Genomic DNA, 19,976 nt, shown 5'->3' with positions numbered 1-19,976 from the left:
ATGCGTACAATAATTCAAGAAATAGTTGAAAAGTAAACTATCCATATAATCCACCTATCTTTGCGAATAAAGACAGTTTTAACTGATAAAAGAATATGTATATGTCAAAAATATTATTTATGCATGGATTGGATTCTTCACGAGATTCAACCAAATTCCATGCTTTAGATGCAGCACAAAAATACTGTATTGATATTGATTATCGTAATTTAAATTACGATACCGTGGCACATTTATATCAAGATATTATTCAAAAAATTCAACCTAAAATTATTATTGGTCATAGTTTAGGTGGCTATTGGGCTTTGAAAATGTCACAGTTATTTCGTATTCCTGCCATTATTGCCAATCCAAGTCTACGACCTGACTTTCGTACAGACTATCATCCAATTACAGAACATGATTTAGAACATGACATTCCACAAACAGCTTATATTGAATTAGGCGATGAAATTTTAGATATGTATCAAACATCAAGCATACTTGAATCCTATATGCACGTTGAAATGATGCAAGGTGGACATCATCGTTTGGCACTACCCGAAAACTTAAATCGCATGCTTGAATATATGCAAAAAACATTTTCTATATAAAAAAAGCCTTGTAAAACAATCTTTACAAGGCTTTTTTTTGATTTTTTTACTTAAGCAGCAACTTCTGGCTTAGATTGCTCATCTAAAACAGACCAAATATTTAAACCTAAATCACCATGTAAACCTTTTAGATCAAGGAAAATACTGGCACCTAACACCGTATGATTACATTTTGTCATCAGTTGTTTTACAGCTTTTAGTGTTCCGCCAGTTGCTAAAACGTCATCAACAATCATCACTTTTTGTGGCTGAATATCTGCTGACATTTCCAAGCGATCTAAACCATATTCTAAGCTATAGCCCACTCCAACCACAGGAGGTGGTAATTTTCCAGCTTTACGTACCAATAACAAACCTTTGCCTGTACGTTGTGCCAATAAACTTGCCAATACAAACCCACGTGCTTCTACAGCAACAAAGCTATCTACTTCAGCCAATTGTGCTTCTGGAATACTTGCAACTAATGCATCAGTCAAAGCTTCAAGATTTTTCATGAATAGTGGTGTTAAATCATAAAAACAAATTCCAGGTTTTGGAAAATCTTGGACAGTACGAATGTGAGACCACAAAGCTGTAGACTTGTTCATAAAGGGAGACTGTAAAATGAAATAATGCTGATATTCTAGCCTGAACCCTACTTTTTTAAAAGCAACTAACACAATGAAAATAAAATCTATTTTTGTAAGTTATTGAATTTACTCATACCATTTATTTAATAAATATTAGCTATATTTTAGTTGAATATTATTATAATAAAAAATACAGAAAAACACTCTTAGACCTTGGTCTAAAATGAGAATTTTCCAATTTTTTATAGACATACTTAGGCTATTTACAAATCCAATTTTTTAAATAGATATTTATTATCTTTAAAAAAATTAAATTAAAACAAAAAATGATTAAAAAAATATTAAAAATCTGATGCTCATAAGTATTTTGTCAGACAATCATGCTATAAATTTGCCCAAACAACATTGCTTTTGTCCTACTCTGCCATTCAGCTTTGCAATTAGTTGGGTAAACTCCAATATTTACTTTACATTCGTTATTGAACTGCGTAAAAATTTATTTGAATATGTACCTATTGCAATGCATATCACTAGAGTCAATGTAGTAGCAAGATTTTTGACTGACAGCATACATACGCCATCTGTCAGATTTTGGAGAGTTAGATGAAAAAATATCAATGCATCGTTTGCGGTTGGATTTATGACGAAGCAGAAGGATGGCCGCAAGATGGCATCGCAGCAGGTACAAAATGGGAAGACATTCCTGATGATTGGACATGCCCTGACTGTGGTGTTTCTAAAGCTGACTTCGAAATGGTAGAAGTATAATCGTTACATGAAAAGACCATGTCCACATGGTCTTTTTTACATTATTGATAATATTAAAATAGGATGGAGAATCATATGCAACCAGTCGTCATCGTAGGTTCAGGAATGGCAGGTTATACCCTAGCAAGAGAATTCCGTAAATTAAGCACAGAACAAGAGCTTGTGATGATTTGCGCAGATGATGCGGTGAATTATGCAAAACCCACCCTTTCCAATGCGCTTGTTGGAAAAAAAGCACCTGATCAAATTGGTTTAGGTGATGCTGAAAAAATGGCAACACAACTCAATATGCGGATCGAAAAAGAAACGTGGGTTAAATCAATTGATGCAGAAAAACACCAACTCACGCTTGAAAAAGATGGAGAAACCTCTATTCAAGCGTACTCAAAGCTCATTTTAGCTGTCGGTGCAAATCCTATTCGTCTTGCGATTGCAGGTGATGGCAGTGATGATATTCATGTTGTAAACTCTTTGATTGATTATCGTGCATTCCGTGAAAGCTTAGACAATTGTGCAACAGGTGACTGTGCTGATAAACGTGTCGTTATTTTAGGTGCGGGCTTAATTGGCTGTGAATTTGCCAATGACTTACAAAATACAGGGCATCAAGTTACAGTGATTGACTTAGCTGCTCAACCTTTAGGTCGTTTATTGCCAAGTCATGTAGCAAACGCATTTAAACAAAATCTTGAAGAATCAGGCATCAAATTTGCATTAGGCACGACGGTTGAAAAAGTTTCAAAAGCTGATCGTGGTTATGTTATTTCTTTAGCAAATGGTCAATCTCTTGCTGCTGATGTCGTGTTATCTGCAATTGGCTTACAACCTAATCTAAATCTTGCTCAAACTGCCAATATTGCAACCAGTCGTGGCGTGATTACCAACACACTTCTTGAAACCAATCAAGCTGATATCTATGCAATTGGTGACTGTGCAGAAGTCAATGGTAGCTTACTTCCATATGTCATGCCATTAATGCAACAAGCACGTGCATTAGCAAAAACCTTAAGCGGTCAAACAACCAATGTACATTATCCAGCGATGCCTGTGGCTGTAAAAACGCCTACTGCACCGCTTACTGTTTTACCTGCACCTGTAGATGTTGAAGTCACTTGGGAGAATGAAGAGTTTGATGATGGTATGTTATCAAAAGCTACAGATACTGAGGGTACTTTACGTGGCTTTGTGCTTTTAGGCGCAACTGCGGGTAAACAACGTTTAGCATTAACCAAACTCGTACCTGACCTGATCCCAGCTTCAGTTTAAAAACGCTTAAATACAAAAGGATATTTTTCAAATATCCTTTTTAGGAAAATAAAAAATGAATAGCGCACTCCAACTACAAAGCTCTCCTTACACATCCTTTATGCAAGAAACCAAAGTCGACTTAGGCAATGGAATACAGTTGCATGTCGAAATGGGGGGAAATCCAGAGCATCCCACAATTTTGCTGATTATGGGTTTGGGTGCGCAAATGCTATTTTGGCCTGATTTTTTTTGTAAATCACTGATTGATCAAGGTTATCAAGTGATTCGTTTTGATAATCGAGATATTGGCTTATCCTCTAAAGTTCGCCATAAAGGTCCACGTTTAAATACCATGAAAATGATGGGGCGTTTTGCTTTTGGTTTACAAAATCAAGGAGCACCCTATAATTTATTTGATATGGCAGACGATGCTGCTTTACTCATTGAGCGCTTAGGACTGGAAAAAATCAACATTATTGGCGCTTCGATGGGCGGGATGATTGCACAAATTTTAGCAGCAAAATATCCTGAAAAAATTGAAAAAATTGGTTTATTATTTACCAGCAATAATCAGCCTTTACTTCCGCCACCATTTCCAAAGCAACTCTTTAGTCTAATAGGTAAACCTGAATCACATGATGAAGAAGGTATTATTAATCACTCTCTGAAAGTTTTTAAGACGATTGGTTCACCTGGTTATTTAAATCAAGTCGAAGCAATGCAGACAGCTCGTAAATTATATCAACGTAGTTATCACCCTGCGGGTGTACTTCAACAGTTTTTAGCAATATTATGTACAGGTTCATTGCTTAAATTGGATAAACAAATCCAAAAGCCAACACTCGTTGTACATGGTTCATGTGACCGTTTACTTCCTCCAAGTCATGGACGAGCAGTAGCAAAAGCAATTGAAGGCGCTAAGTTTGAATTAATTCAAGGAATGGGGCATGATATACCACCGCACTTTATTCCCCAGCTTAGTGGTTTATTTGCGCATCACTTTAAATCATAAACATTAGGACACTATGGCTGCATTACCATCCCTAAGACAGCTGTCATATCTAGTAACACTGTCTGAGACGTTGCACTTTACTGAAGCAGCGCGCCGTTCGTTTGTAACTCAATCTACCCTTTCAGGTGGAATCATGGAGTTAGAGCGTTTATTGGGTGGCGTACTCGTTGAACGTGATCGCCAAAATGTACGTTTAACCCCTCTAGGTGAACAAGTTGTCGCTCGAGCCCGTGTTCTACTCGCCGATGCTCAAGACTTAATGCGTTTGAGTCGTGAAATGAGTGAGCCTCTCACAGGTGATTTGCATCTTGGCATTATTCCAACAATTGCGCCTTTTATTCTTTCACAATTGTTAGAGGAAGTGCATAAGCAACTACCAAAAATTCAATTGCATTTGCATGAAGCTCAGAGTGAAAAAATTGTAGAAAAACTTGAACATGGTAATTTGGACATGATCATGTTGGCTCTCCCTTTTGATACTCGCGGTTTAAAAGTCGCAGAGATTGCAAAAGAGAGTTTATTTTTAGTTTGCAACAAAGCAGATCAAAATGCTCTCAATGCACGCTCATTAGACGATTTAGATCTCTCTCACTTGATGCTTTTAGAGGAAGGTCATTGTTTACGTGACCATACTTTAAGTGCCTGCCCGATTGGCGAGCGTAAAAATGATCATCGTTTAAAAGCGAGCTCATTACCTACACTCGTAGAAATGGTCAATTCAAACTTAGGTTTTACGTTATTGCCTGAAATTGCTGTACATACGCATATGTTAAAAAGCAATGATCAGTTAGTCACCAGACCTATTGAGAATGCCCCTGCTCGTACACTTGCTTTAGTCACACGTAAAAGCACGCCATTACAAAGTGAGTTTGATGTATTGGTGCAAATTTTACAGAAAATCATTGCTGTTGAATTGCACTGATTTTAAATTGATTTTTATGTTAAAAATACAATATCAGTAATAAAAATGGAGCCTTATGACTCCATTTTTTTATGCTTTAATTTTATTTAAAAGCATCAATCAAAACTTGTTGTGCATTATGTAAGGCTTCACCTTCTTTCGGTTCAGCACGCACCCATGTCCCATCCCCTTGCAATAACCATGCTTGTTGATTGTCTTGCAAATAGTTCAGTAAGCCCTGTTGATAAATTCGTTTTTTCAAAGCAGGATCTTCGATTGGGAAGCAAACTTCAACGCGATTAAATAAGTTGCGATCCATCCAATCCGCACTTGAACAATAAATACGTGGGTTGCCATTATTACCAAAGCAATAAACACGCGTATGCTCTAAGAAACGCCCTACAATTGAACGTACACGGATATTTTCAGATAAATTTGGTAAGCCCGGACGCAGACAACAAATTGAACGAATAATTAAATCAACTTGTACCCCAGCTTGCGATGCTTCATAAAGTTTGTTAATGAGTTGAACTTCAGTTAATGCATTCACTTTGACAATAATCTGTGCAGGCTTTCCTACTTTTGCATTGGCAATTTCTTCATCAATATAAGCAACGAGTTGCGCATGTAACGTAAATGGCGCATGTAAAAGTTTCTTCAACTTTGCCATTTTACCCATTCCAGTTAACTCTTGGAAAATACGATGTACATCTTCACACAGCTCTTTATCTGTAGTGAGTAAGCCATAATCTGTATAAATACGTGCATTGGTCGCATGATAGTTTCCTGTGCCTAAATGCACATAACGAACGAGTTTATTATTTTCACGGCGTACCACCAAAATCATTTTGGCATGGGTTTTATAACCCACAATACCATAAACCACCACTGCCCCAGCTTCTTGCAAAACATTTGCAACGGCAATATTTGACTCTTCATCAAAACGTGCACGTAACTCAATTACAGCGGTCACTTCTTTACCATTACGAGCAGCTTCGGCAAGTACTTGTACAATTTCAGAGTCTGCACCACTACGGTATAAGGTTTGTTTAATTGCAAGGACTTGTGGATCACGTGCAGCTTCACGTAATAAATTGATCACAGGTGCAAAAGATTCAAAAGGATGATGTAGTAGAATGTCTTGCTTTTGCATTGCTGCAAAAATATTTTCTGTCTTTTTTAATACTTTAGGAATCGCAGGAATATGTGCATCATAGCGCATATGTGGGCGTTTAAAATTTGAAACCAAACGCGCCAAATTGACAGGTCCATCAACTTTATAAAGTTGTTCTTCTTCTAAATCAAACTCATCTAGCAAATATTCGTAAATATGTTTTGGGCAATTTTCAGTGACTTCCAGACGCACTGCACGACCAAAACGACGAGAGCTTAATTCACCTTTTAATGCTTTTGCTAAGTCTTCGACATCCTCATTTAATGCCAAATCAGCATTTCGTGTGACACGAAATTGATAACAACCCGTTGCCGTCATCCCAGGAAAAAGGTCAGAGACATGTTCATGAATAATGGCAGACAACATGACAAAATGCTCTTTGCCACCTGTTAACTCATCAGGCAAACGCACTACACGTGGTAAAGAGCGTGGTGCAGGAACAACAGCAAGATCAATTTGACGTCCAAAAGCATCTTTTCCTTCAAGTGTCACAATAAAGTTTAAACTTTTATTGACTAAGCGTGGAAATGGATGCGCAGGATCGAGACTAATTGGAGTTAAAACAGGTGCTACTTGTTCTTGGAAGTATTTTTTAATCCATGCTGATTGGGCTGGTGTTAACTCGCCACGGCGTAGAAAACAAATATCTTCTTCACGTAATTTTGGAAAAATTTCTTCATTTAAAATACGATATTGACGCTCAATCGCAGCATGTGCAGTTTTAGAAATAGATTCTAAAACTTGTTTTGGTGTTAAGCCATCAGGACTACGACTTTCATTGCCTAATGTTAACTGTTCCATCACCCCAGCAACACGAATCTCAAAAAACTCATCCATATTACGTGAAAAAATTAATAGAAAATTCATCCGATCCAATAAAGGATGTAAAGGGTCAACCGCTTGTTCTAATACACGTAAATGAAAATCTAAAATAGATAATTCACGGTTAATATAGCGTTCATTATAAGTATATTCAGCTGGAGTATTATTTACTGCGCTATTCATGCAATTCGCCTGCATTTAAAAATCTTTCTATTAGTATGCTTCAATTTTGTGACAATTTCATAAAAAAAAGTGCAAAAAATGCACTTTCCTCTCATAAAAAATACTTTATTTACATATTTTTATCTTTAGTCAGGAATCCGTGTTGCGCGCATATATTTCAAAATAAGTCCTTTACGATAATTGAGCTTACGATCTTCAGGATGTTCTTGATAATACTTCGGGTTCGTCAAGATAGCAGCTAAAAATGCAGCTTGTTCACGTGTTAAGCTTTTTGCACTTTTGCCATAATAATGTCGTGTTGCAGCTTCAACCCCATAAATATGATCGCCAAATTCAACCGAATTCATATAGACTTCTAAAATCCGTTGTTTCGACCACATGCGCTCCATCATAATGGTTGCAATGGTTTCTTGTCCTTTTCGAATATATGAACGGCGATTATAAAAGAATAAGTTTTTTGCGAGTTGTTGTGAAATGGTTGAGCCACCTGCAACAACTTTTTCTTTTTTTATATTGCGTTCTAGTGCGTTTTCAATACCATCCCAGTCAAAACCATGATGGTCTACAAATTTTGCATCTTCCGCAGCAACAATGGCATGTTTAAAATTATCACTAATTTCATCATAATTTTGCCACTGATGTTGAATCGGTTTAAAATCTGATAAATAAGTCCAACGCATAAACATGGTCGTCTCAACATCATGCGTACGCCAATAGACCAAACTCGAGAAAATCCAAAGTTGAATCATGATAAGAATACTGACAATGATTAACAAAGTTCGAACAATAAAGGCTTTCATGTCAGTACCTTACTCCTGAATTTTTTAAAATTCATGCTAAGCTTAAATAAATAAGAATGCACAGAATATAATGTTATGTCAGAAATGCAACAACCTTTCCAAGTTGAACCCCGTCAGCCGATCGGAAAAATCACCTTATTCCTGATTATCATCAATGTGAGCTTGTTTGCTTGGCAAATTCTTTCAGGTGTGAGTATTACTGACCCCACAACTTTAGATGCCTTACGTTGGGGTGCGGATTATGCACCTTTAACCTTTTTAGAAGAACCCTACCGTTTATTTAGCAGCATGTTTTTTCATTTTGGCTTAATGCATTTAGGCTTTAATATGTGGGCATTATATATTTTTGGCGATGTCGCAGAAAAAACCTTTGGCAAATTTTATTTTCTTGGGCTATATCTACTTGCTGGCTTGATGGGTAGTTTGCTCAGTGGCTATCTGGATATTCGCAATAGTTATGCTTTGTTGCAACATGCTGACCCAAGCTTAATTCCTCGTGTTTCTGCGGGTGCATCTGGCGCAGTGATGGGATTAGGAGGAGCTTTAACCTTACTGTCTCTTTTCCCCCCTACAGCAACGCAAAGATTTATTTTAGATAAAAAATCGCTGTTAACAATTTTAGCTGTCAACCTTGCCTTTGGTTTCTTTACGTCTGGCATCAACAATGCTGCACATATTGGCGGCATGATCATGGGTGCTGTTTTGGCATTGTTATGGTATTTCACTCAGCGTCAGCAAGCCAAGCCAATGTTGAATTTCGTCATTTTAATTATTGGACTCGTGATGACTTATAGCTTCTATTTATATTGTCAACACTTGGTTGAGCCACTGACTCCTCTTTGGCAAGAAGCTGTAGCACAAATGCGTAGTCAGTTAAATTTTTAAATTCATTAGACAAAATACGCATTCCCATTTAAAAACCCATTTTACTAAACAGCAAAATGGGTTTTATTTGATTAAAAAAATTTATTAGCTTAATTCTCGCAAACTTTGTAAAGGTGGAATCTCTGATAAATAACTCAAACGATAACGCCCAATCAAAGCACACAACACAGCCATGACGAGCGGTAGCATTAACCAGATCTCCCAATGCAACTGCACAGCCATCTCCATACGATAACTCACAATCGCACTGATCACTTCTGCAAAAATACAAGCAACAAGTCCTGACAATAAACCAATCAAGCCGATCTCTAAACTCATCATATTTTTCAGTTGTCGTTTAGAACTTCCAAAAGAACGTAACAAAGCCACTTCTCTTTTTCGTTCATCCATCAACAAGTTGATACAAGCAATCAGAACCAAAAAACCTGAAAGACTGACTAAAGCTGCCAGTACCGTGACAATTTGCACCAAAACAGAAACTAAGCGTTTAATTTCATCAAAAATCAAAGAAACATCAATAAAAACAGTATTGGAAAACTGTTGAATTAAACTGACCATTTTAGTTTTTTCAGTGGGTGGCACATAAAAACTTCCTAAATAACTACCTGCATTTTCATCCAAAGTTTTTGGTGTAAAAATAAAGAAAAAATTTGGGCTGAAGCTTTGCCATTCAACTGTACGTAAGTTCACAACTTGTGCTTGTAAACGTCCTTCAGGCAAAGTAAAGGTCAGACGATCACCAATTTTAATACCTAATTCTTCAGCCAGTTTTGCTTCAACAGACACTTGTCCAACTTGACTCAGTTTTGCCTCACCTGAAACAATCACATTATCTTGTGGATATTGATCTGTCTGCGTAAGGTTTAACTCTCGTCGCAATGAATTACTTTTTTTCACCAATTCTTCAGAAAAAGCCTGATCATTTTTGGCAACCAAACGTCCTTTCACATTGGGATATAAAGGGGTACTTTTCCAGTGCTGTTGCGCTAATTGCTGCTTAAATGCGTCAAGCTCAAAAGGCGGCAAACCATAAATAAATTGATTAGGTGTACCTTCTGGCAATTGTTGTTGCCAACGCTCTAACAAATCGGTTCTAAGTACTGCTAAAACGGTAATCAGGCTTAGACCTAAAGCTAAAGCAGTAATTTGTAATGCAGTTTGTGACGGCGAGCGTACATAAGCAGACAGTTGATTCCGCATTGATTTTATGGCTTTTAGCGTCATCCAAACCACTGCATATAAAACAGCAGTCAAGCTAATTACCGCTCCCATCACTAGCCCAGTCAGCATGATATTTTCTGTTAGAACTAGACTGAAAATAATTAAACTGATGATGCCAAATGACATCATCAAAGCAATAGAGCGAGCGGATTTTTCTTGTTGGCGAATCACACGAATCGGTGGTGTATTAAGCAACTGCCATAGACTTGGCAAAATAAAACCAATTAAAACAATCGCACTGGTAAAAATCGCAATCGGCAATGGACCAATTAACATTTGTAGCAACGAAAATTGCAACTCCAAACTTGGGATCATCTGCAACATCAATTGCAATAATGAATAGCCCAAAACCAACCCCAAAGCACTACCAATCAACATTGCAATCAAAATCACAACTGCAAGTAAAGCCAAGTAAGTTCGGAAAATTTGCCCCTTACTCGCACCAACACAACGTAACAAAGCAATATGATCTTGGTTTTGTTGCACATAACGTTGACTGGTCAAAGCGATGGCTAAACCACACAGTAAAATTGTTAAAATGTTAGCAAGTTGTAGAAAAGTATCTAAATTTTCAATCGGTTTAAGCAGTCGCGTATTACCCTCTTCTGCACTACGCAGTCTTAAATTACTTTGATCTTCAGTCTCATTTGCATTGTTTTGCAGCACTTGAGCAGACTGGTTGGTTTGTGTATCACTTTGTGAACTTGTATCTTGTTTTTCTTGAGCTTTAAATTGTTTAAACCGCTGTTGATATTGAGCAATTGCAGATTCATCACCACTGAGCAAAAGCCGATATTCAATTCGACTGCCAATTTGAACTGCATTGGTTTGTGCAATGTCAGCTTGGTGAATGATAACCGTCGGTGAAAATGCAGAAAAACCGAGTTCTTGATTCGAGTCATGCGCAATGATGCCTGTGACTTTAAAATGCCCATCTGCGATTTGTACTGAATCGCCCACATTGACCTTAAGTAATTCTTGCGCACGTTTACTCAGCCAGATCCCGCCTTTCTGTAATTGTTTGGCAGGCTGAATTTTTAAATCACCACGCAAAGGAAATGCACCATCAATCGCCTTGACATTGACCATGACAAATTGATCATGCGTTGAAGCCATTGAACCAAACATCGTGACATGTGACTTCTTTAATTTTAATTCATTTGCCGACTCAAGCCACTTCGACTCAATTGGATTTGTATCACTTAATACCAAATCTGCGGCTTGCATTTTTGCCGCTTGTAACGTCACTGCCTGTTGCACTTGATCATTGCTAAACTTTAAAGCAGTCGTTGCACTGATTGCCAAACTCAAAGCAATTATTAACAAGTAAATCCCTGAATTGGCAAAACTCTGTCGCAATAAAGGCTTAAATAAACTCAACATGAGACAGCCTCAACGTGTGAAGGCTGCTGATGCTCAATCAATTGCCCATCTTTAAGTTCAAAGTGACGTTGGCATTGCTTGGCTAAATCAGCATCATGCGTGACCAAAACTAAAGTTGTTCCCATTTCTTGATTTAATTCAAACAATAACTGTTCAATTTCTTGTGCGGTATGTGCATCTAAGTTGCCTGTCGGTTCATCTGCAAAAATAATTTTAGGTGCTGAAATCAACGCTCGTGCAATCGCAATGCGTTGCTGTTCTCCACCTGACAACACTTTAGGTGTTTGCTGACTTTGTCGTTCCAAACCGACTTTTGCCAATAGTTTCAGTGCTTTTTGTTCAGCATCGGCATAGTGAAAATCTGGCTGTAAACGCAAAGGCAACATGACATTTTCAAGTGCAGACAAATGTGGTAATAATTGAAAAGACTGGAAAACAAAACCTATATGTTTTAAACGTACCAATGCGCGTTGTTCTTCATTTAAATGCGTGACTGATTCACCACAAACGGTTAATTGCCCTGAACTGGCTTGGTCTAGAGTGGCAAGGATTCCCAATAATGTTGATTTACCTGAACCTGAACGCCCAGTAATCGCAACTTGCTCGCCTGCTTGAATATTGAGATTTAAATTTTCAAAAATTGTAAGTGTTTGATGTGGAAGTTCAATCTTTTGTGTAAGTTGCTGTGCAGAAATGATCCCTTGTGGCATGATGGGAGAAGTTGAATTATCTTGAACCTTAGACATCATAAAGTACCCTATATGCATATCAAAAAATTGTTAAATTTGAAAATGATGAAAAAATTAACTCATTGTTTAATGTTTAGCATGATCTGTCTGTTACCTGTTAGTAGTTTTGCAAAAAGCATCATGATTTTGGGTGATAGTTTGAGTGCAGGCTATGGCATCAACCCGCAACAAGGTTGGGTCACTTTATTGCAACAGCGTCTTAATCAACAATTTCCAAAGCAACATAAGGTGATCAATGCCAGTGTCAGTGGAGAAACCACCAGTGGTGCTTTGGCTCGTCTACCTAAATTATTGCAAACACATCAACCGAATATTGTAGTGATTGAACTGGGTGGAAATGATGGTTTACGCGGTCAGCCACCACAAATGATTCAGAAAAACTTGGCACAAATGATTCAACAAAGTCAAAAAACCAAAGCCACTGTGATTTTATTGGGCATGAAAATCCCACCAAATTATGGCACTGCGTATAGCACCGCATTTGAAAATAATTACAAAGTATTAAGTCAGCAATACAAAGTAAAAATGCATCCTTTCTTTATGAATGGAATCGCAGGAAATAAAAGTTTGATGCAAAAAGATTTGATTCATCCTAATGCAGTTGCTCAGAAAATTTTACTTGATAATGCCTACCCACTGATAAAAGCTGCGCTGTGATTATTGTTATTTTTGAATAATTCTTCGCTATCTATTGGCTTTATTGAAATCACATCTGATCCTGAGTTTGTAACAATGTTGAAAATGTAAATAAACGTGCCAATAACTGATGAACATAAGCTAATTCAACGTCTTGTTCTGTAAATAAAATTCGATGTAACAAAGGTGCAATCACAATTTCAACAATCAATGAATTATCAATGGTTAACTCATCACGTTGCAACGCACGTACTTGAATCACATCCAATTGCTGAATTAAAAAGCCATAACATTTTCTCGCCAAAGGTGAATCAGTTGAAGCTAAAATATCACTCAACATACTACGCCCAACCGCAGAAGCATATTCTTCAATATATTGCTCAACCCAAGCATAGAGATCTTGTTTAAAACTGCCCAAATCTTCAGGCATGCTGTCTGGATGTAAATGATTAAAAGCAACATCAGCAAGCAATTGGGATAAATCACCCCAACGCCGATAAATCGTTGAAGGTGTCACGCCTGCATGAGCAGCAATCATTGGCACGGTCAATTCTGATGAATCATGCTCCTTCAATAAAGTCTGAACAGCCTCATGTACTGCTGTTTGAATCCGAGCACTTCGCCCACCAGAACGTAAACCTGTAACAACTTTTGTCATATGCAAATCACTACAAATTTATAAATAAAATCAGATCAAATACTTAGACGTTTTTGCAATTATTTAAAAAAAACACTAAAGCTAAATATTTGCGTTTAAGCCAAAATACGTTATAAAAGCAAATAAATTGCTTTTGTATGTGGCTTGATTATGAACAATTCCAATTTTAATCGTCAAGTGACTTCCTTTCAGCTCTCACCGCAAACTGCACTATACACACATACTTTTACGCTTATGCTTTTTATGGCTGCATCAAGTGCGCCAACGCCTTTGTATCGCCTTTATCAGCAATATTTTCATTTTTCTCCTGTTTTGCTTACTTTAATTTTTGCCACTTATGCTTTTACTTTATTGGCTACATTATTGATCGCAGGCTCACTCTCAGACTATATCGGACGTAAGCCTGTTATTTTTCTTGCATTGATTTTAGAAATCATTGCAATGATTATTTTTTATTCAGCTTTTAATATTGAAATGCTGTTCTTTGCACGTGCAATACAAGGCATCGCGACAGCTCTCGCAGCCTCAACATTTGGAGCAGCACTGCTCGACTTAAGTAAAATCCATGGTGCTCTGATCAATAGTATTTCACCAATGCTTGGTATGGCAGCTGGCATGTTTCTCTCGTGTCTAATGCTTCAATTTTCAACATATCCGCTTTTACTGATTTTTGAAATTTTCATTTTGCTATTTGCATCAAGTCTTTGTATCGCATATTTTAGCCCTGAAACCGTTGAACGCCGCATTGGTGCATTGACATCACTAAAACCTAAACTCACGCTTCCACCACAAGCAAAAAAAGCGCTATTCATCGTCAGCCCTGTAAATATTGCAATTTGGATGGTTAGTGGCTTTTTCTTATCCTTAATGCCTTCTTTATTGGCACTTTCTTTTAAAAACCCAAGTGTTTGGTTAAATGGCACAATGTTTATCACGCTTACTGTTTCAGGTGCCATTGGAATTTTATGTTTACGGCAAGCCAGAAATTTATCTATTCTTCTTACAGGTGCATTTAGCCTTATTTTGGGTGCCAGTATCATCCTCATCGGTATCCATCAAACTCAAGCCAGTTTATTATTTTTAGGTGCATGCATTACAGGAATTGGTTTTGGTACAGGTTTTATGGGGGCAATCCGTACTGTGATGCCACTCGCCCAACCTGAACAGCGTGCAGGTTTAATGGCAACTTTTTTTGTCGAAAGTTATTTGGCATTTAGCATTCCTGCAATCATTGCAGGCTACTTTGTAAACCATATCGGTTTGTTGTCGACTGCGAGTATTTATATTGCACTGATTATTTTCTTGTCGAGTATTGCCATGATTTTTAGTATAAAAAATAAAAAACATATATGAAAATCAAAGATATAAAAAAGACGCCGAAACGCCTTTTTTATTTTCCACTTAAATTTAAAAAATAATTAAGCTGGAATGTCACGTACTGAAGCACTACGAATCGCTTCTTTTAATGCTGCATAACCATGAATTGGTGGGAATTGTGGGAATTCACGAATCACATTTTCAGGCGCATCAAATAAGAAACCTTTGTCTGCTTCACCGAGCATCGTGGTATCGTTATAAGAATCACCTGCTGCGATCACACGATAATTCAAACCATGTAATGCTTTTACAGCTTCACGTTTTTGGTCTGGTTGACGTAGTTTATACGCTGTAATCATGCCATTTTCGTCAGTTTCTAATTTATGACAGAAAATTGTAGGCCAACCCAATTGTTGCATTAAGGGATGAGCAAACTCATAGAAAGTATCTGACAAAATGATCAGTTGAAAATGTGTACGCACCCATTCAACAAACTCTTTTGCACCTTCAAATGGTCCCATGTCTGCGATCACAGCTTGAATATCATTCAAACCTAAACCATGTTGTTTAAGAATATTTAAACGTTGTGTCATTAACACATCGTAGTCTGGAATATCACGAGTGGTTGCTTCTAATTCTTTAATGCCCGTTTTTTTAGCAAAATTGATCCAGATTTCTGGAACCAAAACACCCTCAAGATCAAGACAAACGATTTCCATGAGTTTTCCCTAATTTCAGTTTAAAATTTTGGCAGTATCATAGCATTAAAGTTTGACGATTTTGCTGAAAGTTTATAAATCTATTTTCTTCATAACCATAGGAATTAAATTGCTAAGTGAGCTAAACTATTTACATTAAAATGAAAACATTCTGAAAAATTTATATATATAGCTTCAAGCTAAAGCCAGAGGCACATCATGACCGTTATTCCTAGCATTGACCATGTCGATGCACTTGCCGCAGAATATGCAGATAAATCACCTTCTGAAATCCTTGCACTTGCCCTTGCCCAAGAAGGTGAAATCGCGATCTCCTTCTCAGGTGCTGAAGATGTCATATTGATTGACATGGCACATAACCTAGGTAAACCTTTTCGTGTCTTTAGCTTAGATACAGGACGTTTACACGCCGAAACTTATCAATTCCTTGAAACTGTACGTAAGCATTATGGTATTCAAATTGAAATCTGTTTTCCTGAAGCTGAAGTTGTACAAAAGTTAGTGAATGAAAAAGGCTTATTTAGCTTTTATCAAGATGACCATAAAGAGTGTTGCGGTATCCGTAAAGTTCAGCCATTGCGCAAAAAACTTGCAACTTTAGATGGTTGGATCACAGGACAACGTAAAGACCAAAGTCCAGGTACACGTACTGAAATTCCAGTGATTCAAGCTGATGCAGGATTTTCTGGCGAAGGTAAACAACTGATCAAATACAACCCTTTGGCAAATTGGTCGAGTGCAGATGTTTGGAATTATATTCGCATGATGGAAATTCCATATAATCCATTGCATGAAAAAGGCTTTACTTCAATTGGTTGTGAGCCATGTACTCGTGCAGTTTTACCCAACCAACATGAACGTGAAGGTCGTTGGTGGTGGGAAGAAGCAACCCATAAGGAATGTGGTTTACATGCAGGTAACTTAAAATAAGCCGCATGCATATTGGTAAAAAAAAGTCACTCTATTTAGTGGCTTTTTTATTCACTAATCATTCATTAAAATGCTTGGATTTTATCCATTAAATCGTTCTATACTTACTTCTAGGTTATAATTCTAAAACTCAACACTCATGTGCGAGTTGTTGTAAAAATTGCAGTGAGGCAATCCAGAATCATGCGTCCTTTACATCCAATCGATTTTATTTTTTTAAATTTAGAAAAACGTCAACAACCTATGCATGTGGGTGGATTGTTTTTATTTGAAATCCCAGAACATGCACCCTCTACATTTATTCAAGATTTAGTTGCAGATATTCGTAACTCTAAATCTATTCCTGTTCCCCCTTTTAATAACCGTTTAAGTGGATTATTTTGGGATGAAGACGAAGAGTTTGATATTGACCATCATTTTCGCCATATTGCCTTGCCACATCCTGGACGTATCCGTGAACTTTTAGTATACATTTCACAGGAACATAGTGCCTTAATTGATCGTGCAAAGCCGCTTTGGACGTGTCATATCATCGAAGGTATTGAAGGCAATCGTTTCGCGATGTATTTTAAAATCCATCACGCCATGATTGATGGCGTTGCGGGTATGCGTTTATTAGAAAAATCTTTTTCTAAAGATCCAAACTCTAAAACGATTGTACCGCCTTGGTGTATTGAAGGAAAACGTGCCAAACGCTTAAAAGCACCTAAAGTCAGTAAAATTAAAAATATTTTATCAACAATTAAAGGGCAAATTGAGGTCACGCCTAAAGTTACCCAAGAACTGTGTCAAACTATTTTTAAAGAAATGGGAAAAAACCCAGATTATGTTTCTAGCTTTCAAGCACCAAGTAGTTTATTTAATCAACGGGTAAGTTCTTCTCGCCGTTTTGCTGCCCAATCTTTTGAGCTTAATCGTTTTAGAGATATTTCTAAAGCACTCAATGTCACCATTAATGATGTGGTTTTAGCCGTCTGTTCTGGTGCATTACGTGAATATTTAACCACACAAAACGCTTTACCTAGAAAACCATTAATTGCGATGGTACCTGCTTCGCTACGTGATGATGATTCTGATATGAGCAATCGCATTACCATGATTTTAGCAAATCTTGGTACACATAAAGAAAATCCTTTAGAGCGCTTAGATATTATTAAACGCAGTGTACAAAACGCAAAAAATCGTTTTAAACGCATGAATGCAAATCAAATTTTAAATTATAGTGCTTTTGTTTATGGTGCGGCAGGTTTAAATATCGCTTCAGGTATTTTACCTCGACATCAAGCCTTCAATGTCATTATTTCAAATGTCCCTGGACCGCGAGAGCCACTCTATTGGAATGGTGCAAAACTCGATGCCATGTATCCTGCTTCTATTGTCTTAGATGGTCAGGCTTTAAATATCACCATGACCAGTTATTTGGATAAACTAGAGGTTGGCTTAACAGGTTGTCGTAGAGCTTTGCCAAAAATGCAAAATTTATTGACACATTTAGAAGATGAAATTCAAAGGTTTGAACATTTAATTGATCGAACAGATCATTTGGAAGATATTGCCAATTCTGAATTAGCTTAAATCATTTTGAGATCAATATTTTTTAACAAATACCAAGAAAAGAATTAAGGGGCGATAATCTGCCCCTTAATTTTTAACATTTCGACACTGATTTAACAGCTCATGACACATATTAACCACCATATCTTTGGTGATTTTTACTTCTTGACCATTATCATCCAACATCACACATGTATTTTTCGGTTGATTTTCTAATACATGATTCATGTTACGTGTAATTACTTGTTCAGTTGCGCTCATTTTAACCTCACTTGCTAAGACCATAAAGGGAGAAAGTCTTTGGCTACCTTTAAATCTAGTATTGTAAAATCAGCGCAAAAAGTAAAATTTTAGATGTAACAACTGTTTAACGATATCCTGTTACAAAATTAGCTCAAAATGATATCGTATTGCTCTTGCGTGTATAAATTTTCGACTTGGAACTTGATGACACGACTAATAAAATGCTCCAAATCCGCCACAGCTGGTGCTTCCGCCGTCAGTAAACGATCAATTACCGATGGATGTGCAATCACAGTAAAACCACTTTGTGACTCATAGGCACGTGCATATCTCAAAATTTCCCGAAAAATTTCGTAACACACTGTCTCTGCAGTTTTGACATAACCACGACCTTGACAAGTTGGGCAAGATTCACAAAGTAAATGTTCAAGCGATTCACGTGTACGTTTACGTGTCATTTCAACCAAACCCAGTTCTGATACTTGGGTAATTTTGGTTTTAGCATGATCACGTTCAAGCATTTTCTCGAATTGTGTCATGACCTCATCACGGTGCTGTACTTCTTGCATGTCGATGAAATCAATAATAATAATACCACCCAAATTACGCAGTCTAAGCTGACGTGCAATAACTTGTGTGGCTTCCATATTGGTTTTAAAAACAGTGTCCTCAAGTGTGCGCCCACCCACATAAGAACCCGTGTTGATATCTATTGTGGTCATCGCCTCGGTCTGATCTATCATCAGATAACCACCAGACTTCAATGCAACCCGTGTTTGCAATGCCTTTTGAATATCTTCTTCGACATTATATAAATCAAATAATGGACGTTCGCCTGGATAATGCAATAAGCGACTTTGCATGGTAGGCACAAATTCATTGACAAATTCTTGTAACTTCCCATGAATCTCACGTGAATCTACATAAATTTTTGCAGTATTTTCATTTGCCAAATCACGAATCACACGCTGCGGTAATGGAAGCTCTTCAAAAATCAGTGAAGGTACAGCAATAATTTTTTGTTTTTTCTGAATATATTCCCAAAGCTTTGCTAAATAAGCCATATCTTGTGCAATTTCTGCTTCATCCACACCTTCTGCTGCGGTACGCACAATAACGGAACCAGGAAGTTTATGCTCAGCTTGAATACGCTCAATCATCGAACGTAAACGATCACGCTCACCTTCTGACTCAATGCGCTGTGATACACCAATATGATGCCCATACGGCATTAAAACCAAGTAACGGGATGGAATTGAAAGATCAGTGCTCAGCCGTGCACCTTTTGTCCCCAACATATCTTTCATTACTTGAACAGTCAGAATTTGCCCTGTGTGTAATAACTCAAAGACATTGGGTGTAGGTTGGTTGCGTTGCCAAACCATATCATTAATATGTAAAAATGCTGTACGAGACAGTCCAATATCGACAAAAGCGGCTTGCATTCCGGGTAAAACACGTACCACTTTTCCCTTATAAATATTGCCTACAAGACCACGTTTTACTGTACGCTCAACAAATAACTCATTGACTGTACCATTTTGGATTAGCGCCACCCGACATTCCATAGGGGTGACGTTAATCAATAACTCGTCAGACATAACACAACTC

Annotated in this window: 19 protein-coding genes; 10 read left to right on the top strand and 9 right to left on the bottom strand. The window is 37.4% G+C overall.

What is annotated here, in order from left to right; genetic code table 11:
* Positions 1 to 101: 101 nt before the first annotated feature.
* Positions 102 to 593 (top strand): YqiA/YcfP family alpha/beta fold hydrolase, encoded by a 492-nt coding sequence (locus tag HX124_RS01885; protein WP_107007802.1) that lies wholly within the window; start codon positions 102 to 104, stop codon positions 591 to 593.
* A 50-nt stretch (positions 594 to 643) separates the two neighbouring features.
* On the opposite strand, the gene HX124_RS01880 is transcribed toward HX124_RS01885, so the two are convergent.
* The gene (locus HX124_RS01880; RefSeq protein WP_107007803.1) at positions 644 to 1,180 is read right to left on the bottom strand and encodes an adenine phosphoribosyltransferase; all 537 of its coding nucleotides are present in this window, start codon (positions 1,178 to 1,180) and stop codon (positions 644 to 646) included.
* Between the two features lie 585 nt (positions 1,181 to 1,765).
* Between HX124_RS01880 and rubA the strand changes: the two genes are divergently transcribed.
* The 4 genes from rubA (at position 1,766) to oxyR (ending at position 5,112) form a co-directional block, all read left to right on the top strand.
* Entirely contained in the window at positions 1,766 to 1,930 is a 165-nt protein-coding gene (gene rubA, locus HX124_RS01875) for a rubredoxin RubA (protein WP_065994895.1), read from the top strand.
* A 75-nt stretch (positions 1,931 to 2,005) separates the two neighbouring features.
* Positions 2,006 to 3,196 carry an NAD(P)/FAD-dependent oxidoreductase gene (locus HX124_RS01870; RefSeq protein WP_286381772.1) on the top strand — a complete coding sequence of 397 codons (1,191 nt, stop codon included), beginning with the start codon at positions 2,006 to 2,008 and terminating at the stop codon, positions 3,194 to 3,196.
* Between the two features lie 55 nt (positions 3,197 to 3,251).
* The gene (estB, locus tag HX124_RS01865; protein ID WP_107007805.1) at positions 3,252 to 4,190 is read left to right on the top strand and encodes an esterase EstB; all 939 of its coding nucleotides are present in this window, start codon (positions 3,252 to 3,254) and stop codon (positions 4,188 to 4,190) included.
* Positions 4,191 to 4,203: 13 nt separating this feature from the next.
* Positions 4,204 to 5,112, top strand: a complete 909-nt coding sequence (oxyR, locus tag HX124_RS01860; RefSeq protein ID WP_107007806.1) for a LysR family transcriptional regulator OxyR — start codon at positions 4,204 to 4,206, stop codon at positions 5,110 to 5,112.
* Positions 5,113 to 5,194: 82 nt separating this feature from the next.
* On the opposite strand, the gene ppk1 is transcribed toward oxyR, so the two are convergent.
* Positions 5,195 to 7,270: a polyphosphate kinase 1 gene (ppk1, locus tag HX124_RS01855; RefSeq protein WP_286381771.1), complete on the bottom strand. Its 2,076-nt coding sequence runs from the start codon at positions 7,268 to 7,270 to the stop codon at positions 5,195 to 5,197.
* Positions 7,271 to 7,395: 125 nt separating this feature from the next.
* Entirely contained in the window at positions 7,396 to 8,070 is a 675-nt protein-coding gene (gene mtgA / locus HX124_RS01850; protein ID WP_286381770.1) for a monofunctional biosynthetic peptidoglycan transglycosylase, read from the bottom strand.
* A 75-nt stretch (positions 8,071 to 8,145) separates the two neighbouring features.
* Between mtgA and HX124_RS01845 the strand changes: the two genes are divergently transcribed.
* Positions 8,146 to 8,955 (top strand): rhomboid family intramembrane serine protease, encoded by an 810-nt coding sequence (locus HX124_RS01845; protein WP_107007809.1) that lies wholly within the window; start codon positions 8,146 to 8,148, stop codon positions 8,953 to 8,955.
* Positions 8,956 to 9,039: 84 nt separating this feature from the next.
* On the opposite strand, the gene HX124_RS01840 is transcribed toward HX124_RS01845, so the two are convergent.
* Together HX124_RS01840 and HX124_RS01835 are read right to left on the bottom strand one after the other, a co-directional pair.
* Positions 9,040 to 11,559, bottom strand: a complete 2,520-nt coding sequence (locus HX124_RS01840; RefSeq protein WP_286381769.1) for an ABC transporter permease — start codon at positions 11,557 to 11,559, stop codon at positions 9,040 to 9,042.
* Positions 11,553 to 12,305, bottom strand: a complete 753-nt coding sequence (locus HX124_RS01835) for an ABC transporter ATP-binding protein (RefSeq protein ID WP_286381768.1) — start codon at positions 12,303 to 12,305, stop codon at positions 11,553 to 11,555. The genes HX124_RS01840 and HX124_RS01835 overlap by 7 nt, the downstream gene beginning before the upstream one ends.
* A 72-nt stretch (positions 12,306 to 12,377) precedes the next feature.
* Here HX124_RS01835 and HX124_RS01830 point away from each other — a divergent pair, with 72 nt between their 5' ends.
* Positions 12,378 to 12,965 carry an arylesterase gene (locus HX124_RS01830; RefSeq protein ID WP_502872802.1) on the top strand — a complete coding sequence of 196 codons (588 nt, stop codon included), beginning with the start codon at positions 12,378 to 12,380 and terminating at the stop codon, positions 12,963 to 12,965.
* Between the two features lie 49 nt (positions 12,966 to 13,014).
* Here the strand turns inward: HX124_RS01830 and HX124_RS01825 are convergent, their stop codons facing one another.
* Complete coding sequence (locus HX124_RS01825; RefSeq protein WP_286381767.1) at positions 13,015 to 13,602, bottom strand: TetR/AcrR family transcriptional regulator; 588 nt, start codon at positions 13,600 to 13,602, stop codon at positions 13,015 to 13,017.
* A gap of 150 nt (positions 13,603 to 13,752) precedes the next feature.
* On the opposite strand from HX124_RS01825, the gene HX124_RS01820 reads away from it, so the two are divergent.
* Positions 13,753 to 14,955: an MFS transporter gene (locus tag HX124_RS01820; RefSeq protein WP_286381766.1), complete on the top strand. Its 1,203-nt coding sequence runs from the start codon at positions 13,753 to 13,755 to the stop codon at positions 14,953 to 14,955.
* A 65-nt stretch (positions 14,956 to 15,020) separates the two neighbouring features.
* Here the strand turns inward: HX124_RS01820 and thrH are convergent, their stop codons facing one another.
* Complete coding sequence (gene thrH, locus HX124_RS01815; RefSeq protein ID WP_107007815.1) at positions 15,021 to 15,638, bottom strand: bifunctional phosphoserine phosphatase/homoserine phosphotransferase ThrH; 618 nt, start codon at positions 15,636 to 15,638, stop codon at positions 15,021 to 15,023.
* 198 nt (positions 15,639 to 15,836) lie between these two features.
* On the opposite strand from thrH, the gene HX124_RS01810 reads away from it, so the two are divergent.
* Positions 15,837 to 16,568 (top strand): phosphoadenylyl-sulfate reductase, encoded by a 732-nt coding sequence (locus HX124_RS01810; protein ID WP_286381765.1) that lies wholly within the window; start codon positions 15,837 to 15,839, stop codon positions 16,566 to 16,568.
* A 183-nt stretch (positions 16,569 to 16,751) separates the two neighbouring features.
* Complete coding sequence (locus tag HX124_RS01805) at positions 16,752 to 18,143, top strand: WS/DGAT/MGAT family O-acyltransferase (protein ID WP_107007817.1); 1,392 nt, start codon at positions 16,752 to 16,754, stop codon at positions 18,141 to 18,143.
* 66 nt (positions 18,144 to 18,209) lie between these two features.
* On the opposite strand, the gene HX124_RS01800 is transcribed toward HX124_RS01805, so the two are convergent.
* On the bottom strand, positions 18,210 to 18,383 hold the full coding sequence (locus HX124_RS01800) for a PA1571 family protein (RefSeq protein WP_171405102.1): 174 nt from the start codon (positions 18,381 to 18,383) through the stop codon (positions 18,210 to 18,212).
* A gap of 128 nt (positions 18,384 to 18,511) precedes the next feature.
* Complete coding sequence (rng, locus tag HX124_RS01795; protein WP_107007819.1) at positions 18,512 to 19,966, bottom strand: ribonuclease G; 1,455 nt, start codon at positions 19,964 to 19,966, stop codon at positions 18,512 to 18,514.
* Between the last annotated feature and the right edge of the window lie 10 nt (positions 19,967 to 19,976).

The sequence above is a fragment of the Acinetobacter sp. 226-1 genome, from assembly GCF_030329325.1.
GTDB classification, from domain to species: domain Bacteria; phylum Pseudomonadota; class Gammaproteobacteria; order Pseudomonadales; family Moraxellaceae; genus Acinetobacter; species Acinetobacter sichuanensis.
This window is presented reverse-complemented; position numbering and strand designations above follow the sequence as displayed.

What these genes read in the sequence shown, in the direction of transcription:
- HX124_RS01885 (WP_107007802.1), top strand. Translation starts at nt 102, where the DNA reads ATGTCAAAAATATTATTTATGCATGGATTGGATTCTTCACGAGATTCA.
- HX124_RS01880 (WP_107007803.1), bottom strand. Translation starts at nt 1,180, where the DNA reads ATGAACAAGTCTACAGCTTTGTGGTCTCACATTCGTACTGTCCAAGAT.
- rubA (WP_065994895.1), top strand. Translation starts at nt 1,766, where the DNA reads ATGAAAAAATATCAATGCATCGTTTGCGGTTGGATTTATGACGAAGCA.
- HX124_RS01870 (WP_286381772.1), top strand. Translation starts at nt 2,006, where the DNA reads ATGCAACCAGTCGTCATCGTAGGTTCAGGAATGGCAGGTTATACCCTA.
- estB (WP_107007805.1), top strand. Translation starts at nt 3,252, where the DNA reads ATGAATAGCGCACTCCAACTACAAAGCTCTCCTTACACATCCTTTATG.
- oxyR (WP_107007806.1), top strand. Translation starts at nt 4,204, where the DNA reads ATGGCTGCATTACCATCCCTAAGACAGCTGTCATATCTAGTAACACTG.
- ppk1 (WP_286381771.1), bottom strand. Translation starts at nt 7,270, where the DNA reads ATGAATAGCGCAGTAAATAATACTCCAGCTGAATATACTTATAATGAA.
- mtgA (WP_286381770.1), bottom strand. Translation starts at nt 8,070, where the DNA reads ATGAAAGCCTTTATTGTTCGAACTTTGTTAATCATTGTCAGTATTCTT.
- HX124_RS01845 (WP_107007809.1), top strand. Translation starts at nt 8,146, where the DNA reads ATGTCAGAAATGCAACAACCTTTCCAAGTTGAACCCCGTCAGCCGATC.
- HX124_RS01840 (WP_286381769.1), bottom strand. Translation starts at nt 11,559, where the DNA reads ATGTTGAGTTTATTTAAGCCTTTATTGCGACAGAGTTTTGCCAATTCA.
- HX124_RS01835 (WP_286381768.1), bottom strand. Translation starts at nt 12,305, where the DNA reads ATGTCTAAGGTTCAAGATAATTCAACTTCTCCCATCATGCCACAAGGG.
- HX124_RS01830 (WP_502872802.1), top strand. Translation starts at nt 12,378, where the DNA reads ATGTTTAGCATGATCTGTCTGTTACCTGTTAGTAGTTTTGCAAAAAGC.
- HX124_RS01825 (WP_286381767.1), bottom strand. Translation starts at nt 13,602, where the DNA reads ATGACAAAAGTTGTTACAGGTTTACGTTCTGGTGGGCGAAGTGCTCGG.
- HX124_RS01820 (WP_286381766.1), top strand. Translation starts at nt 13,753, where the DNA reads ATGAACAATTCCAATTTTAATCGTCAAGTGACTTCCTTTCAGCTCTCA.
- thrH (WP_107007815.1), bottom strand. Translation starts at nt 15,638, where the DNA reads ATGGAAATCGTTTGTCTTGATCTTGAGGGTGTTTTGGTTCCAGAAATC.
- HX124_RS01810 (WP_286381765.1), top strand. Translation starts at nt 15,837, where the DNA reads ATGACCGTTATTCCTAGCATTGACCATGTCGATGCACTTGCCGCAGAA.
- HX124_RS01805 (WP_107007817.1), top strand. Translation starts at nt 16,752, where the DNA reads ATGCGTCCTTTACATCCAATCGATTTTATTTTTTTAAATTTAGAAAAA.
- HX124_RS01800 (WP_171405102.1), bottom strand. Translation starts at nt 18,383, where the DNA reads ATGAGCGCAACTGAACAAGTAATTACACGTAACATGAATCATGTATTA.
- rng (WP_107007819.1), bottom strand. Translation starts at nt 19,966, where the DNA reads ATGTCTGACGAGTTATTGATTAACGTCACCCCTATGGAATGTCGGGTG.